This window comes from Nitrospira sp. Nam74, from assembly GCF_965152615.1.
The window spans coordinates 2,005,840-2,023,545 of sequence record NZ_OZ224220.1; the positions used below are offsets into that span (position 1 = coordinate 2,005,840).

General features: G+C 58.4%; 9 protein-coding genes and 2 pseudogenes. All 11 read left to right on the plus strand.

The features are described from left to right. Window position 1: 1 nt before the first annotated feature. The 11 genes and pseudogenes from nuoG (at window position 2) to sthA (ending at window position 17,664) form a co-directional block, all read left to right on the plus strand. Window positions 2-2,620 (plus strand): NADH-quinone oxidoreductase subunit NuoG, encoded by a 2,619-nt coding sequence (gene nuoG / locus ACWHYZ_RS09605; RefSeq protein WP_447987044.1) that lies wholly within the window; start codon window positions 2-4, stop codon window positions 2,618-2,620. Continuing rightward, on the plus strand, window positions 2,617-3,567 hold the full coding sequence (nuoH, locus tag ACWHYZ_RS09610) for an NADH-quinone oxidoreductase subunit NuoH (RefSeq protein WP_447987045.1): 951 nt from the start codon (window positions 2,617-2,619) through the stop codon (window positions 3,565-3,567). Before nuoG ends, nuoH begins: the two co-directional genes overlap by 4 nt. A gap of 3 nt (window positions 3,568-3,570) precedes the next feature. After that, complete coding sequence (nuoI, locus tag ACWHYZ_RS09615; protein WP_447987046.1) at window positions 3,571-4,086, plus strand: NADH-quinone oxidoreductase subunit NuoI; 516 nt, start codon at window positions 3,571-3,573, stop codon at window positions 4,084-4,086. 7 nt (window positions 4,087-4,093) lie between these two features. Next, window positions 4,094-4,687: an NADH-quinone oxidoreductase subunit J gene (gene nuoJ, locus ACWHYZ_RS09620; protein ID WP_447987047.1), complete on the plus strand. Its 594-nt coding sequence runs from the start codon at window positions 4,094-4,096 to the stop codon at window positions 4,685-4,687. Further along, window positions 4,602-4,910, plus strand: coding sequence for an NADH-quinone oxidoreductase subunit NuoK (nuoK, locus tag ACWHYZ_RS09625; protein WP_447987048.1), 309 nt, complete (start codon window positions 4,602-4,604; stop codon window positions 4,908-4,910). Before nuoJ ends, nuoK begins: the two co-directional genes overlap by 86 nt. 1 nt (window position 4,911) lies before the next feature. Further along, a complete protein-coding gene (gene nuoL, locus ACWHYZ_RS09630; RefSeq protein WP_447987049.1) occupies window positions 4,912-6,780 on the plus strand; it encodes an NADH-quinone oxidoreductase subunit L in 1,869 nt (622 codons plus the stop codon). Continuing rightward, window positions 6,777-8,282, plus strand: coding sequence for an NADH-quinone oxidoreductase subunit M (gene nuoM, locus ACWHYZ_RS09635; protein ID WP_447987050.1), 1,506 nt, complete (start codon window positions 6,777-6,779; stop codon window positions 8,280-8,282). The genes nuoL and nuoM overlap by 4 nt, the downstream gene beginning before the upstream one ends. Window positions 8,283-8,286: 4 nt before the next feature. Beyond that, window positions 8,287-9,693, plus strand: a pseudogene (locus ACWHYZ_RS09640) (NADH-quinone oxidoreductase subunit N); the annotation flags it as partial. Window positions 9,694-9,818: 125 nt separating this feature from the next. Next, a pseudogene (locus ACWHYZ_RS09645) lies at window positions 9,819-12,506 on the plus strand (MGH1-like glycoside hydrolase domain-containing protein). A 752-nt stretch (window positions 12,507-13,258) separates the two neighbouring features. Beyond that, window positions 13,259-16,111, plus strand: a complete 2,853-nt coding sequence (locus tag ACWHYZ_RS09650) for a bifunctional transaldolase/phosoglucose isomerase (protein ID WP_447987051.1) — start codon at window positions 13,259-13,261, stop codon at window positions 16,109-16,111. A gap of 149 nt (window positions 16,112-16,260) precedes the next feature. Then, window positions 16,261-17,664 carry a Si-specific NAD(P)(+) transhydrogenase gene (gene sthA / locus ACWHYZ_RS09655; RefSeq protein WP_447987052.1) on the plus strand — a complete coding sequence of 468 codons (1,404 nt, stop codon included), beginning with the start codon at window positions 16,261-16,263 and terminating at the stop codon, window positions 17,662-17,664. Window positions 17,665-17,706: the final 42 nt, after the last annotated feature.

Consider the following 17,706-nt stretch of genomic DNA (forward strand, 5'->3'; position numbering starts at 1 on the left):
TGTGGCAACGGTGCATGTTGATGGCAACTCGTATCAGATGAATGCAGCAGAGAATCTGCTGCATGGCTGTCTCTCGGCGGGGCTGAATCTGCCCTATTTCTGCTGGCATCCCGCGCTCGGATCTGTCGGCGCCTGCCGTCAGTGCGCCGTCAAGCAGTACAAGGACGAGCACGACACGCACGGAAAGATTGTAATGGCCTGCATGACGCCGGCTGCCGAGGGCACACGCATCGCAATCCACGATCCGGAGACGGTCGCCTTCCGCGCCGCCATCATCGAGGGCCTGATGCTGAATCATCCGCACGACTGCCCGGTGTGCGATGAAGGCGGGGAGTGTCATCTGCAGGACATGACGGTGATGACGGGTCACGATTACCGGCGCTACGAGTTCGACAAGCGCACGTTTCGCAACCAGAATCTCGGCCCGCTGGTGAATCATGAGATGAACCGGTGCATCCAGTGCTACCGCTGCGTGCGTTACTATCGGGACTACGCGGGCGGGCGGGACCTGAACGCGTTTGCGTCGCGGAATACCGTCTTCTTCGGCCGCCACGCAGATGGCGTGCTAGAAAATGAGTTCAGTGGCAACCTGGTCGAGATCTGCCCGACCGGCGTGTTCACGGACAAAACCCTCAGGCGGCACTACACGCGCAAGTGGGATCAGCAGTTTGCTCCTTCGATATGCGTGCATTGCGGGCTTGGGTGCAATACCGACGTCGGTGAGCGCTATGGCACGGTGCGGCGTATTACCAACCGCTACAACCACGACGTCAACGGCTATTTTCTCTGCGACCGCGGTCGGTTCGGTTATGAGTTCATCAATAGTGACCATCGTGTACGAGAGCCTCTGCTACACGGCAAGGCGGTGAGCGCTGAAGCGGCAAGCCGGCAGCTCCGTGAAACACTGGCCTCCGCCAAAGCCATCGGAATCGGCTCACCGCGGGCATCACTGGAATCTAACTTTGCCTTGCGCACCCTGCTGGGCCCGAACCGTTTCTATTCCGGTATGGCGGACCAGGAAGCAACGCTCATTGCGCTCATGATCGACATTCTTCGGGGCGACCCGATGCGGACACCTACACTACGCGAGGTAGAGGAGTGCGACGCCGTGTTTATCTTGGGTGAAGATGTGACGAACGTCGCGCCCCGCATGGCGCTTGCGCTACGCCAATCCGTGCGCCAGCAGCCCATCGAGATCGCGAAGCAATTGAATATTCCGCTGTGGATGGACCATGGCGTGCGGGACGCGATTCAGGAGAAGAAGGGCCCGCTGTATATCGCGACGCCGTATGCCACGCGGCTGGACGAGATTGCCACCGCCACGTTCCATGCAGCTCCCGACGATCTCGCACGCCTGGGCTTCGCCGTGGCGCACGCCCTCGATTCGCAGGCGCCCTCGCCTGGGGACTTCCCGCTAGCCGGTAAGATCGCCCGCGCGCTCAAAGACGCTAGGAAACCGTTGGTGATCTCCGGCCCGAGTTGCAACAGCGAGGCGATCATACGGGCAGCTGCCAATGTGGCGATGTCTCTGGAGGCAACGCTCAGCTTTACGGCGCCAGAGTGCAACAGCGTGGGTGCCATCCTGATGGGCGCGAAGCCTTTGAGCGCGGCGTTACAAGCCGTTAAGAACGGCGATGCCGACACGCTTGTCATTCTGGAAAATGATCTGTACCGGCGCGCGCCTCGCACTGACATTGATGCGCTCGTCAATGCGGCAGCGCATGTGATCGTGCTTGATCACCTCTTCAATCCAACGGTCGAAAAAGCCGAGCTTGTTCTGCCATCCGCGACGCTCGCGGAATCTGACGGCACGTTCATCAGCAGTGAAGGACGTGCCCAGCGGTTTTTCCAGGTCTTCATGCCGTCCGGCGACATGCAGGCCAGCTGGCGCTGGCTTGGACAGCCTTCTTGGGACCGTCTCGATGATGTGCTGGCCGCGATGGCGACGGCCTTGCCGCACCTGGCGCCGGCTCGCGATGCTGCACCCTCGGCCTCATTCCGGATCGCCGGGGCGAAAGTGCCGCGCTCGCCGCACCGATCAAGCGGCCGCACGGCGATGCTGGCCAACATCAACGTCTCGGAGCCCAAGCCGCCAGATGATCCTGACTCGCCGCTTTCGTTTTCCATGGAAGGCGCATCCAAGCACCCCCCAGGGCCACTCATTCCGTTTGTCTGGTCGCCTGGCTGGAACTCCATTCAGGCGACGAACACGTATCAGAAAGAGATTGGTGGCCCTCTGCGCGGAGGCGATCCAGGAGTGCGGATGTTCGAGCCCAGGCCGTGTAACGGCCGGTCTTATTTCAGCGGCATTCCTTCTGCCTTTGAGCCGCGGGAAGGGGAGTGGCTGCTGGTGCCGATGCATTACATCTTCGGCACGGAGGAACTAAGTCTCTCCGCGCCGGGAATTGCGGAACTCACAGCGACACCGCACGTTGCCGTCAATGCCAGTGAGTTGATGGAGGGTGAGGAGGTCGAAGTGCACTGTGCCGGCGGCACGTTCCGGCTGCCCGTTCGCATCCGGCCTGATCTGCCGCGCGGCGTGGCGGGTCTGCCTGCAGGAATGTCCCCTATCGTCGGGTTAGGGGAGTCGGCATGGGCGAAGATTGTGAGAATCACATGACCAGCCCGCACCCCATCCTTGCGATCCTCGGAATTCTCGTGGTCGCGCTCACCACCGCGGCCGGGCTCATCTGGCTCGAGCGGCGGCTGCTCGCTTTGTGGCAGGACCGGTACGGCCCGAATCGCGTCGGACCCTTCGGGCTGCTCCAGGTAGTGGCTGATGGCGTTAAGATCTTCATGAAGGAAGACTGGATTCCCCCGTTCGCGGACAAAGCCGTGTTCATTTTGGCTCCGGCCATCATCATGGTGACGGCGTTGATGTCGTTTGCCGTGCTTCCCGTGGCCCCGGGAATCATCATCAGCGACCTCAACATCGGGCTATTGTTTTTTCTCGCCCTGTCTTCGCTCGGCGTGTATAGCGTGGTGCTCGCCGGATGGTCTTCCAACAACAAGTATTCGCTCCTCGGGGGCCTGCGAGCGGCGGCTCAGATGGTCAGCTATGAAGTGTTCATGGGCCTGTCCCTGATGGGGGTGGTGCTGTTGGCGGGATCGTTTAGCCTGCCGGCTATCGTTGAAGCGCAACGCGAGATCTGGTTTGTCATTCCGCAATTTCTTGGCTTCGTCCTGTTTCTGATCGCCGGCCTGGCGGAAATGCGCCGCACCCCGTTCGACTTGCCGGAAGCGGAGAGTGAGTTGGTTGCCGGGTTTCACTCTGAATACTCTGGGATGAAGTTCGGCATGTTCTTTGTTGGTGAGTACCTTGGAGTGACGCTGATCTCGGCCATGATCACGGTGCTGTTCTTCGGAGGCTGGCTCGGCCCGGTACTCCCGCCGCTCGTCTGGTTTCTCCTCAAAACGTGTTTCTTTATTGCGTTGTTTATTTTGCTGCGGGCGGCGCTGCCGCGCCCACGATTCGATCAGCTCATGTCTTGGGGCTGGAAGGTGATGTTACCGCTGGCGTTGGTCAATTTACTCGTGACCGGTGCGGTGGTGCTTGCGTGGAGTTAGCGCATGCTTAGCATACTTCGAACAATCTGGGGCGTGTTCCTGCACACCTTTCAGAAGAGGGTGACGGTGCAGTATCCGGATGAAAAACCGTACCTGGCCCCGCGCTATCGGGGCCGAATCATCCTCTCGCGCGATCCTGACGGGGGGGAGCGCTGCGTCGCGTGTAATCTATGCGCCGTCGCCTGCCCGGTGGGCTGTATCGCACTCCAGGCCACGGAAGATGAGAAGGGACGGCGATACCCGGAGTTCTTCCGCATCAACTTCTCGCGGTGCATTTTCTGCGGGTATTGTGAGGAAGCTTGCCCGACGTACGCGATTCAACTGACGCCCGATGTCGAGATGGGCGAATTCCATCGCCACAACCTGGTGTATGAAAAGAAAGACCTGCTCATCAATGGACCCGGCAAATATCCCGACTATAACTTCTGGCGCATAGCCGGAGTGCAGATCGGCGGGAAGGACAAGGGGCAGGCCGCACACGAGGCGGCGCCGGTTGACCTTCACAGCCTGCTACCGTGAGGTGTTTATGGAAGTCGCGTTCTATATCGCAGCGGCGGTGGCCATCATCTCCACTGCTCTGATGCTGACGAGGCTGAATGTGGTCCATGCGTTGCTGTACTTGATTGTCTCGCTGCTGGCAGTCGCGGTGGTGTTTTACATGATCGGGGCTCCATTCGTCGCCGCGCTTGAGGTCATTATTTATGCGGGGGCCATCATGGTGTTGTTCGTGTTCGTGGTCATGATGCTCAACCTGGGCGAGCACGCCATTTCAATGGAGAAAGCATGGCTGACGCCAGGTATCTGGATTGGTCCCATGGTTCTGGCCGGCCTTCTGTGTGGTGAAGTCGCCTACCTGCTTGCACGAGGGGGCGGCGACCACATGGGAGCGGGGATGGTCGACCCCAAACAAGTCGGTATTGTTTTATTTGGACCGTATGTGATCGGCGTGGAGCTTGCTTCCATACTATTGCTCGCGGGCCTGGTGGGCGCCTACCACCTCGGATGTCGAACAACGCAAAGGGCGGAGATTCGAAATGCTCGAGATACCTCTGAGAGATGGGCTACTCCTAGCCGGGATCTTGTTCTCGCTGGGACTGATCGGCCTACTCGTACGCCGTAATCTGATTGTCGTGCTCATGTCGCTCGAGGTGATGCTCAACGCAGCAGGCCTGGCTTTCGTAGTCGCCGGGTCGCGATGGCAGCAGGCTGATGGACAGATTGTCTTTCTTTTTATCCTCGCCATGGCCGCGGCGGAAGTCGCGGTTGGATTGGCCTTGGTGCTGCAACTGTACCATCGGTTCAAATCTCTGGACGCGGATGCGCTCAGCGAGATGAGGGGGTAGCGTGACGGGGTTGTTGTGGTTAATCGTGGCGATACCCATAGCGAGCGCGCTCGTGCTTGCGGTGCTGGGTTCGCACTTCACGCACAGGGTCGTGACGGCTTTGGGCGTGGGCTCGATTGGCGCCTCGGCTGTGATCACCATTCTGGTAGCGGCCGGCTATGTGAGCGCCCCCCCTGCTGAGAATGCGTATACCGAGTTCCTCTGGACATGGATCAGCGTCGCAGGGTTCCAGCCGACAATCGGATTCTATCTGGACGCGCTTTCGCTGGTGATGATCCTTGTGGTCACCTTCGTCGGCTTTTGGATTCATCTCTACTCGGCTGAGTTCATGAGGCATGATGCAGGCTACAGCCGGTTCTTTGCCTACATGAACCTGTTCGTCGCCTCGATGCTCACGCTGCTGCTCGCGGACAACCTTCTCCTGCTGATTCTGGGCTGGGAGGGCGTGGGCCTCTGCAGCTATCTCTTGATCGGATTCTGGTATCGCGATCCGGCAAACGGGTCGGCGGCTCGCAAGGCGTTCATCGTCACGCGCGTCGGCGATACGGCGATGTTGCTAGGCGTGTTCCTGCTGTTCACGAGTTTAGGCACTGTGCAGATTCAAGACCTGATGTCCCGAGCGTCGGAACACTGGGCGGTGGGGTCCACGCTTGCCGTAGCGGCGGCGCTGCTGCTCCTGGGCGGCGCCGTGGGAAAGTCGGCTCAGTTTCCGCTTCAGGTCTGGTTGCCGGATGCCATGGCTGGCCCGACGCCGACCAGCGCTCTCATACATGCAGCCACGATGGTCACGGCCGGTGTCTATCTGATTGCGCGCACCCACGTGCTGTTTGCGCTCGCACCGGTCGCGCAATTTGCCGTGGCCGTCGTCGGGGCCGCCACGCTGTTGCTGGCCGGATGCAGCGCCCTCACGCAGCACGACATCAAGCGTGTCCTCGCGTACTCCACGGTGAGCCAGATCGGATACATGTTCCTCGCGCTGGGGGTCGGCGCGTGGTCTGCGGCTATTTTTCATTTCGTGACCCATGCATTCTTCAAGGCCCTGTTATTCCTCGGAGCCGGCGTGATCATTGAAGCGCTCCACCACGAGCACAGCATCTTCCGCATGGGTGGCCTGCGCAAGGACCTGCCGGTCCCGTTCTGGACATTTCTTATCGCCGGGTGCTCACTCGCCGGACTGCCCTTCATCACGGCCGGATTCTACAGTAAAGATCTCATCATCTGGGGAGCGTGGTCGGCAGAACAGGGGCACGCGGCCTTCTGGATCGTCGGCTTGGTAGGAGCGCTACTGACCTCGTTGTACACGTTCCGCCTGATCTTCCGCGTCTTCTTTGGTCCCATCCAGACGCCTGTCAGCAAGCGCCCGGGATACGCGATGACGGTGCCGCTCCTGATTTTGGCGTTCTTTGCCATCGTGGGAGGAGCTGTGAAGGAACCTTTGCTCGAGTTTCTCCACTCGACGTTGCCGACCAGGATCGACGCGGCCTCCGCTGGTATGACGGAGACGCTCTCGGAGGTCGTTGCCGCGCTGGCGTTCGTGAGCGGCGTCTACGGTGCGGCTCTGTTTCATCTGCAGAAGCGGAGCCTGGCGGAGCGGATCGTCGCGACCCGAGTCGGCCGTATCCTCCACGCATGGTGGTATGCGGGCTGGGGGTTTGACTGGCTCTACGACAAGGTAGGTGTCCAGCCCTTCCTGTGGGCGGCCCAGATCAATAAGAACGATTTCATTGACGCGTTCTATACCGGTCTCGCGAGCCTGACCGAAGCCTTGTACCGCGCTGTCCAGCACACACAGACGGGACTGATGCGCTGGTACGCTGCCGGTATTGCCGTCGGTTCGGTGCTGTTTCTGGCGATGGTGGTGTTCTCATGATTCTCGTCTGGCTCATCGTCATTCCGCTCGTCGCCGGCATCCTGGCGTGGCTCACCGCGCGCTGGAGCACGCAAGCACCGCGCTGGATTGCGCTTGCCGCTGTGGCGCTGGACTTCATTCTTGTACTGGCCATTTGGATTCGCGGCACGAGCCCCGGCGCTGCCGGTGCAACGACCGTCTGGCTCGCTGAGGTAGACTGGAACTGGGTGCCGCGCTTTGGCATTCACTTCCACCTCGGCGTCGATGGCCTCAGCCTGCTCATGCTCGTACTCACGTTTCTCCTGGGCATCATGTCTGTGCTGTGCTCATGGACGGAGATCCGCGAAAAGAGCGGCTTTTTTCACTTCAATCTCATGTGGATGATGGCGGGAATCGTAGGCGTGTTCCTTGCGCTCGACCTGTTCCTGTTTTATTTCACGTGGGAGCTGATGCTGATCCCGATGTATTTCCTGATCGCGATCTGGGGCCACGAGCGCAGGATTTACGCTGCCATCAAGTTTTTGCTGTTCACGCAGCTCAGCGGGTTGCTGATGCTGATTGCCATCCTGGCGCTGTATGTCATGCATCATCAGGCGACCGGCGTGTACACCTTTCAATACGGAGATCTGCTCAGCACGCACTTGATGCCCGAGGCCGAGCGTTGGATCATGCTCGGATTTATCATCGCATTCGCCGTGAAACTGCCGGTGTTCCCGCTGCATGCGTGGCTACCGGACGCGCACTCGGAAGCGCCGACGGCCGGAAGCGTCATCCTGGCCGGCCTGCTGCTGAAGACCGGTGCCTACGGGCTGCTGCGTTTTGTCGTGCCGCTCTTTCCGAACGCAGCCCAGGGGTTCACGCCCGTCGCGCTCGTGCTCGCCGTGCTGGGGATCGTCTATGGCGCGGTGATGGCCTTTGCGCAAACCGATCTCAAACGCCTGGTGGCGTATACCAGCGTGAGTCACCTCGGCTTTGTCCTACTCGGAATTTTTTCCTGGAACCCGCTCGGCCTGCAAGGCGCGGTCATGACGATGATCTGTCACGGCCTGAGCACAGGAGCGCTGTTCATCCTGGTTGGAGCTCTCCAAGAACGCACCCACACTCGCGACATGGGCCGGATGGGCGGGCTGTGGATCACAATCCCACGCCTCAGCGGAGCGGCGCTCTTCTTCGCTCTGGCTTCCCTGGGCTTGCCAGGGCTGGGTGATTTTGTCGGCGAGTTCCTGGTCTTGCTGGGCTCGTATCAAATCAGCGTTGGGATCACCGTCGTGGCAGCCCTCGGTATTCTAGCGTCGACGTTTTACGCCCTTCGCATGGTGCAGCGCGTCTTCCATGGGGAGAACACCCAGCGTTGGCAGCTTCCGGACCTCTCGCCGCGTGAAGCACTCATCCTCGCGCCCATGATCGTGGCTCTGCTGTGGCTGGGATTGTATCCCCAGCCTGTTTTGAACACCTTCGCGCCAGCTATGCACAATTTACAACGCGATGCCAATCTCCCGGCCGTGGTCTGGCAGAAGAGATGATTTCATGACGCGTGCGGACTGCCTTGCCCTATTACCACTCATCCTGATCGCCGGTACGTCGATTCTCGTCATGCTCGCCATCGCCTTCAACCGCCATCACGCGCTGGCGGCGGGGCTGGCGGTTGCAGGGCTGGTAACCGCTGTCATTTCCCTCGGGGCGGTCACCCCATACGTGCCACGGCACGTGACACCGCTGCTGATCCTGGATCGATATGCGTTGTTCTACATGGGCGTGATGATCGCGTCTGCGGTGGCCGTCGCGGTACTGTCATACCCATATTTCGAGAAGCAGGAGGGCCACCGTGAAGAGCTGTACGTGCTGCTGTTGCTCGCCACGCTGGGATGCGCGGTGCTCGTCGCCAGCAGCCACTTCGCGTCGTTCTTCTTGGGAGTGGAGATCCTGAGCGTCTCGCTCTACGGGATGATCGCCTATCTGAAAGAGCGCAAGCCGTCGCTCGAAGCCGGGATCAAATATCTGGTGTTGGCCGCGGCGTCCTCGGCCTTTCTCCTGTTTGGCATGGCGCTCGTTTACGCCGATCTCGGCACGATGGAGTTCTCGCGAGTCGCCGCCGCCGCGGTCGACACGGCAAACCTCGCACTTCTGCTTCCAGGGGTCGTCCTAATCATCACTGGGATTGGCTTTAAGCTTGCGGTGGTGCCGTTCCACTTATGGACGCCTGACGTCTACGAAGGCGCGCCAGCTCCGGTCACCGCATTCATTGCGACCGTCTCCAAGACCGCGATCGTTGCGGTGCTGTTACGCTTGTTTTACCACGCCGGCGTGCAACAGTATCCTTCGTTATTTGTCGTGTTTGTGATCATCGCGGTGGCCTCGATGATCGCCGGCAATCTGCTGGCGCTGCTGCAAACCAATGTGAAGCGCATTCTCGCCTACTCGTCCATCGCGCATTTCGGCTACATGTTGGTGGCGTTTGTGGCAGGTGGACTCATGGCCGTTGAGGCGGTGACCTTCTACCTCGTGGCCTACACAGTGACCACGCTCGGAGCCTTCGGCGTTGTGACGGTTCTCTCCGACTCCAATCGCGATGCTGACACACTTGAGGAGTACCGAGGGTTGTTCTGGCGCCGTCCGCTCATTGCCGGCATTTTCACCGTGATGCTCCTCTCGCTCGCCGGCATTCCGGCAACGATGGGGTTTCTCGCCAAGTTCTACGTGCTCGCGGCGGGAGCCTCGGCCACGAAATGGTCGTTCATTATCATCCTAGTCATAACCAGCACGATCGGTCTTTTCTACTATCTGCGCATCCTCGTGGCGCTCTACTCGGCCTCCTCCGAGCGCGAGGCATCCACCCAACCAGTCGTCCCCGCCAGTGGCTTCGTGTTGGGCGTGCTGACGGCATTGCTCATCTGGTTCGGCATCTATCCTACGCCGTTGCTGGACATGATCCAAAGAGAGACTGTGCTGCCCGTCGCCGGATTCCTGACCCCTGAGTCGGACGGGCCAAGCCGGCACACAGTGGCTCAGGAGGAGTTCACGTACAACGAACCCACCATCCCTCGTGCGGAAGGACTGTAATGAGGAAACCCTCTGGCCGCCTCACGGCTGAAGCGAAGCGGTTAGAAGAGAGCGCGAGTCGGAAGACCCACTGGAAGCGTTGGGGGCCCTATCTGAGCGAACGGGCGTGGGGCACCGTGCGCGAAGATTACAGTCCGTCCGGGACGGCATGGGAATATCTTCCCCATGACCATGCATGATCAAAAGCCTATCGCTGGAATGAAGATGGGCTCGCAGGCATCTCGGATCGCCATCAATTCATTTGCTTTGCGCTGGCCCTGTGGAATGGCCGAGACCCTATCCTGAAAGAGCGGCTCTTTGGGTTGACAGGCCCTGAAGGTAATCATGGCGAGGATGTGAAAGAGTATTACTTTTATCTCGACTCCACGCCCACTCATTCGTACATGAAGTACCTCTATAAGTATCCGCAGGCAGAATTTCCGTATGCTCGGTTGGTCGAGGAAAACCGGCGGCGCGGACGGCACGAGGCGGAGTTCGAGCTGCTCGATACAGGTGTCTTTGACCACGACCGGTATTTCGATGTGTTCGTCGAATACGCGAAAGCAGATACCGACGATCTGTTGATCCGGATCGATATCGCGAATCGTGGACCGGAGCCCGCGGAGCTGACGATACTGCCGACGATTTGGTTCCGCAACACGTGGTCCTGGGGCCTCGATGTGCGGCGCCCGCGGCTGCGGAAGGGCGACCCGGTGGAGGGCGTGCGTCATGGCGCCAGCGTGATCGAGATTGATCACGACTACTATGGCCGACGCCGGCTCCTGTGCGAAGGCCGGCCGACAGTCCTTTTTACGGAGAATAACACGAACTGCCGGAGGCTCTATGGCGTCGACAACAGTTCCGCCTATGTGAAAGACGGGATCAATGAGTACGTCGTGCGCGGACAGAAAGAATCGGTGAATCCCGATCATATCGGGTCGAAAGCCGCCGCCCAGTATGTGTTGACGATTGGGCCCGGCAAGACCGCCACGCTTCGGATGCGGCTGACGGACCGAGAGGCGAAGGCTGCGCTCTTGGGGCCGGAGTTCATGCGAACGTTCGCACAGCGTCGTCGGGAGGCGGATGAATTCTATCGAGAGTTAGAAGCGGACGATCTCTCGGATGATGCGCGACGCGTGCAGAGGCAAGCCTTCGCCGGTCTGTTGTGGAGCAAGCAGTTTTATCATTATGAAGTGAATCGGTGGCTGCGAGGCGATCCGGAAGACCGGGAACTCCCGCAGAGCCGAGTCCACGGACGGAACGCTGACTGGCCGCATCTCTACAATGCGGATGTCATCTCCATGCCCGATAAGTGGGAATATCCATGGTACGCCGCGTGGGATCTGGCGTTTCATTGTGTGCCGCTGGCACTGGTCGACTCGACTCTTGCCAAAGAGCAACTCATCCTGCTGCTCCGCGAATGGTACATGCATCCCAACGGCCAATTGCCGGCCTATGAATGGGCCTTGGGGGACGTCAATCCGCCGGTGCACGCCTGGGCGGCGTGGCGCGTGTACAAGATCGAGAAGAAGCGTCGAGGGGTGGGTGATCGCCGCTTTCTCGAACGTGTCTTTCAAAAGTTGCTGCTGAATTTCACCTGGTGGGTCAATCGCAAAGATGCCGAAGGAAGAAATATCTTCCAGGGCGGGTTTCTAGGTCTGGACAATATTGGTGTATTCGACCGCAGCAGGCCCCTGCCGACCGGAGGCCATATCGAGCAGTCGGACGGGACGAGTTGGATGGGCATGTATTGCCTCAACATGCTGACAATCGCCATGGAATTGGCCCGCGACAATAACGCCTATGAAGACATGGCGAGTAAGTTCTTCGAGCATTTCGTCTATATCTGCCACGCGATGAATCAAATCGGAGAAGACAAGCTGGAGCTGTGGAACCGGGAGGACGGATTTTTTTACGATGTGCTACATTTGCCCGACGGCCGTAACCAGCCGATGAAAGTCCGATCGATGGTCGGGCTCATCCCGCTCTTTGCCGTCGAAACCTTGGATCCCGAGTTGGTCGACAGCCTGCCAGGCTTCAAGCATCGCATGGAGTGGTTCATCGAAAACCGGCCGGATTTCGGTGTGCACGTGGAAACGCAGACGGGTGATCATGGAGTGCGTCGGTTTCTGTCCTTAGTGAGTTGCCAGCGCCTTCGCAAAGTGCTGCGGTACATGCTTGATGAACAAGAATTTCTGTCCCCGTACGGCATCCGGGCGCTCTCGCAATTCCACCGCGACCATCCGTACACGTTACAGGCCATGGGAGTGGAATATCGCGTGGACTACGAGCCGGCCGAATCGAGCACCGGTATGTTTGGAGGCAATTCGAATTGGCGAGGGCCCGTCTGGTTCCCCGCGAACTACTTGATCATCGAATCGCTCCAGAAGTTCCATTATTTCTTGGGCGACGACTATCAGGTGGAATGCCCCGTCGGTTCCAATCGCCTGATCCATTTGGGAGAGGTCGCGAACGAACTCTCGCGACGGCTCACGCGGATCTTTCTGCCGGGGCCGGACGGCCGCCGGCCAGTATTCGGCGGCACGGAGAAGTTTCAGTCGGATCCGCATTGGCGAGACCTACTCCTGTTTTACGAATACTTCCATGGTGATAACGGGGCGGGCATCGGCGCTAGTCATCAAACGGGATGGACCAGCCTGGTGGCGAAATGCATCGATATGCTGGCGAGAGGCGGTATGAAAGTCTGACCGCAGGCCTAGCGGCCGATCTGAGTTCCTTGATACTGTTGGGGCTGCCATTGAAGACCTTGAATATCTTTCTCTAAGGAGATCATTCTTTATCTCCTGGCCGACCACGACGTATGAAAATCCCTCAAGCCCACCGTTCTCTTTAAGCAGCGCCTCGTTCGCATTGCGCAGTTCTAACGTGTAATCGGCAACGCCCATCGCGAGATCCTGTTGGACCTTGTGCAGGGCCTCCTCGGTTCTGCCGAGGCTTCGTGTGAGTCTGAACAGCCAAGGAGTGGTTTGAGAAACTGTACACGGCACTGATGGCAACATCCGACCAAAAAGGAGAGCCATCCTTGCGGACGCGCCACGCGTCATCTTCCACGCGACCCTGAGCGCGGCGCTGTCGGGCAGCAGCCTTCGGCTGGTATCCCATCCGTCTTCGTCGGTATAGAAACACTCAAAGCTGTGGAACGAATCAGGCCATGGGAGATCATGACGATCCCACGCATGCCGTGACATATCGTGAGAGCCTTTGTAGGCATCCTATGCACCCCTATTGCATCAAGAACTTAGCGCACTGCAAGTCGGGCGCCGATCTTGCTGGGCAAGCGCTACCTGACAGCAGGGCCAATGGCATGACCTTGACACATCGCCGGTCTTGAATAGTGTCCTTCACCACGTCGCTGAGTCGGTCAGAGGCCGGGTCGTCCAAAACGATCTAGACGATGGCAAGATCGTCGACACGGCCTTCACCGCTTAAGAGGTATTGTATGAAACCAGCCGTTGCCCCGATCACCAGCCCCCTCATGCAACTTCAAACGTACGGACAGAGTCCTTGGTATGACTACATCCGGCGAGGGTTGATCACTTCTGGTGAGCTGCAAAGGCTGATTGAGGTAGATGGGCTATGTGGAGTTACCTCGAATCCCTCCATTTTTGAAAAAGCGATCGCCGGCAGCTCCGACTATGATTCCTACCTCAAACAGCTTACCAACCACATGGGTCATGCCAAAGAAATTTATGAAGCACTGGCTATTCGCGATGTGCAAGATGCGGCTGACCTCCTTTCTCCGATGTATAAGACCTCGCAGGGTCGGGATGGGTATGTCAGCTTTGAAGTCGATCCACATTTAGCTGACAACACGCAGGGAACGATTGAGGAAGCCATGCGTCTCCATCTTGCCATCAACCGTGAGAACGTCATGATCAAAGTTCCGGCGACGCCGCAGGGCATTCTGGCCATGGAGTTTTTAGTCAGCCAGGGCATCTGCGTGAACGTCACGCTCCTGTTTAGTGTCGAGGTCTATGAACGGGTGGCCTGGGCGTATATCCGCGGCCTGGAGGCTTTTCGAGCGAATGGTGGGAAGCTAGCGACGGTCGCTTCCGTCGCCAGCTTCTTCCTGAGCCGGATAGACACGGTTGTCGATCAGCGGCTTGAAACGATCATCCAGACGTCCACGGACCCCCTTCTCCAGGATTGCGCTCGCGCGCTCATGGGCAAGGTGGCTCTTGCCAATGCAAAAATCGCCTATATCAAGTTTCAACAATTGTGTGCACATCCTCGTTTTCTCAGATTACAAGGCGAGGGCGCCCAGGTCCAACGACTCCTCTGGGCCAGCACGGGAACCAAAAATCCACGATACCCAGACACGTACTATGTTGATGAGCTGATCGGTCCCGACACAGTCACAGCGATGCCAGCCGCCACCTTTACCGCTTATCGTCATCACGGGAAGCCTCATGCCAGCTTGATGACGGGTTTGACTGAAGCGAACGAGGCGTTGGCCCAGTTACCACGGTTTGGAATTCATTTGTCCAACGTCACCGAGTATCTGCTTTCGGACGGCACACGACTCTTCCGTGACGCGTTTGACGCACTCATGGAAGTGATCAACGAGAAACGGGTAGCACTCCTTGGTCCTAAGCTCGATACGCCGCGAGTCGCGCTCAATGGCTATCGCGAGGAGATCCATGCCACACTTGACCGCTTGCGCCAGGACGGGTTTCTCACGCGATTCTGGGCCAGAGATTCGACGCTCTGGAGTCAGGATCCTCAACACCAAGTCCTTATTCGTGATGCACTGGCTTGGCTCCATATTATTGAGCGCCAGGTCCACTCGATCGCCCAACTCACCGATTGGGTCAAAACCATCCAAGCCGATCATTTCAGACATTGCGTCCTGCTCGGTATGGGCGCTAACAGTATATGTCCTGATGTCTTCCGTCAGATGTTTGGCCCGGTGCCCGGCTATCCCGAGCTGCTCATCCTCAACAGCACGATTCCTGCGCAGATTCGCAGCATCGAAGATGCCATCGACCTTGACCACACCCTGTTCATTGTGTCCAGTAAATCAGGAGTTACGCTCGAGCTGCTCGTCTTATTCCAATATTTCTACGCGCAGGTCCGCCAAAGAAACCCGGAGCGTGCAGGCCAGCAGTTCATCGCCATCACGGACCCGGATTCACAGCTGGAGTCTCTGGCACGCACGCACTTATTTCGCCACATCTTTCCGGGCGTGCCGGAGATTGGCGGCCGCTACGCAGCCCTCTCGAACTTCGGCCTCGTACCCGGCGCTCTCATGGGACTCAACGTCACCGATCTGTTGTCTCGAGCGGAGCGGATGCGCCATAGCTGCGATTCCTGTGTCCCACCCGAAGATAATCCTGGCATCACATTAGGCGTGACATTGGCGACGCTCGCGAAGTATGGGCGCGACAAAGTCACACTCATCACCTCGCCATCTCTGCAGACGTTCGGGGCGTGGTTGGAACACTTGCTGGCTGAGTGCACGGGGAAGGACGGGAAGGGCTTGATTCCAATTGCTCACGAATTGCTGGGCACACCTGATACCTATTACCCCGATCGTATCTTTGTCTCTCTCAATCATCCTCCTGACGGCGGTCATCTGGATCTGACACCGTTCATTAAGGCCGGCCATCCCTGTATTGAGATCGATGTCCCGCACTTGATCAATATCGGAGAAGAATTCTTTCGATGGGAAGTGGCAACCGCTGTTGCAGGGGCGCTCTTACAGGTGGACCCCTTTGACGAACCCAATGTCCAGGAAAGCAATGACAACACGAAAGCACTATTGGAAATATATCAACGGATGAAAGCGCTTCCGGCTGAAGGGCATTGTCTCGTCCAACATGGTCTGCAAGTCTATCTTGATCCTGTCAATGCGCAACATCTCATGCAAAGCAATATCCGCGATGTCCTGATGGCCCATCTCGGGAGAATCGGGCCGGGCGATTACGTGGCATTAAACGTGTATCTCCCGCGAACTCACATCATTCATCACTTGTTGCAGACTATTCGACTCACTATTCGCAAGAAATACCGAGTCGCGACCACGCTGGGCTATGGCCCCCGATTCTTGCATTCAACGGGGCAGTTACATAAGGGCGACCCAGGGACCGGAGTCTTTTTCCATGTGACCGCTGATGACGAGGTGGACCTGGAGATTCCCGGCAAAGCGTATACCTTTGGGATGCTCACCACAGCCCAAGCTATGGAGGACTTTAGGAGTCTCGCCACCCGTCACCGTCGCCTTGTACATATCCATCTTGGCAAAGACACGATCACGGGACTGCAACGTCTTGCAGAGCTTATTGCATCATGACACTGCGGCGCTGCCAGCGCAGTGAAGACAATGACTTAGGCAACGCACAGACCGACACGGCCGGCCCGCTTGATGCTCTCAGGGGTATTGGCCCAGCCATGTAGCCACCATTGATTATTAAGTGAGCGACAAATGTTAGGCATTTCTTCATGAGTGGCCGTTTTGACTTTGAACTCATCTGTATCGGGAGCGGGCCAGCAGGCCAGCGGGCTGCCGTTCAGGCTGCCAAACTGGGGAAACGGGTGGCCATCATTGAAAAGCGTCCCAGTATGGGTGGCGTGTGTCTTGAGACGGGCACGATCCCCAGTAAGACGTTTCGCGAAGCCGTCCTCTCCGTTGCGCAAGTGAACGGTAGGTATGGTGGCGCCCGGCTCCCGCATCGCATGACGAATCACCCGACGGCGGCTGAGCTCCTGCAGCGCGTGGACACGGTCGTCCAACGCGAAGGGCAGGTCGTGGACAGTCAGCTCTGGCGCAATGAGATTCACTGCATTGTTGGCGAGGCTTCTTTTAAGGATCCCCACACTATCATCGTCGCGTCTGAGGAGAGCCAGCGGACGGTCACGGCCGAGCATATCGTGATCGCCGTTGGGACGGTTCCGGCGCCGTCTCGCGGTGTGCCGGTGGACGGAGACATTATCATCAACAGCGACGATATCGTCCAGCTCACGCGATTGCCCAAGAAGATGGTGGTGGTTGGAGGCGGGATCATCGGTATCGAATATGCGTCGATGCTTGGCGCACTTGAGGTTGATGTGACGCTGGTCGATAAGAGAGAGCGATTGCTGGAGTTTCTGGATTATGAAATCGTAGATGAACTCATGCATCAAATGAGAAACCGCCATGTGCGATTCCGTTTAGGGGAGGCGGTGGAGAGGGTGGATGTGATGGCGGGCGCACCCCAACAGGCGGTCGTGCACTTGGAGTCCGGAAAGCGACTCATGGCTGATCAGGTCCTGTTTTCAGTTGGCCGGATGGGAGCGACGGCTCGGCTCAATCTGGCGGCTGCCGGGCTCACATCCGATCCACGAGGACGAATAAAGGTGGATCAGCAATTTCGCACAGACGTGTCGCACATCTTTGCGGTGGGAGACGTGATCGGGTATCCGAGTTTAGCGTCGACCTCGTTCCTCCAGGGAAGACTGGCAGCGTGCTATGCCTTTGGCGTCGAGATCGGGCCGATGGTCGAGCATCTCCCCATCGGCATCTACGCCATTCCAGAACTCTCGGCCATCGGGCCCTCGGAACAGGAGTTGACGCAAAAGAAGATTCCCTATGAAACTGGGATCGCCCGATATCGCGAAATTGCGCGAGGGCAGATCCTCGGCGATGAGACTGGATTGCTCAAGTTGCTCGTCCACCGAGACGACCAACGGCTCCTGGGCGTCCATGCCGTCGGGACGAGTGCCACGGAACTCATCCATATCGGACAGGCGGTGTTGGAATTGGGGGGCGGGCTGCAGTATTTCTTACGGACCGTCTTCAACTATCCCACGCTGGCCGAATGTTACAAGGTCGCTGCCTTAAACGCCTTTAATAAACTGTCCCTGTGAAGGCAACACGACCAGTAATGGTGCATGCCTTTCTCCGGCGTG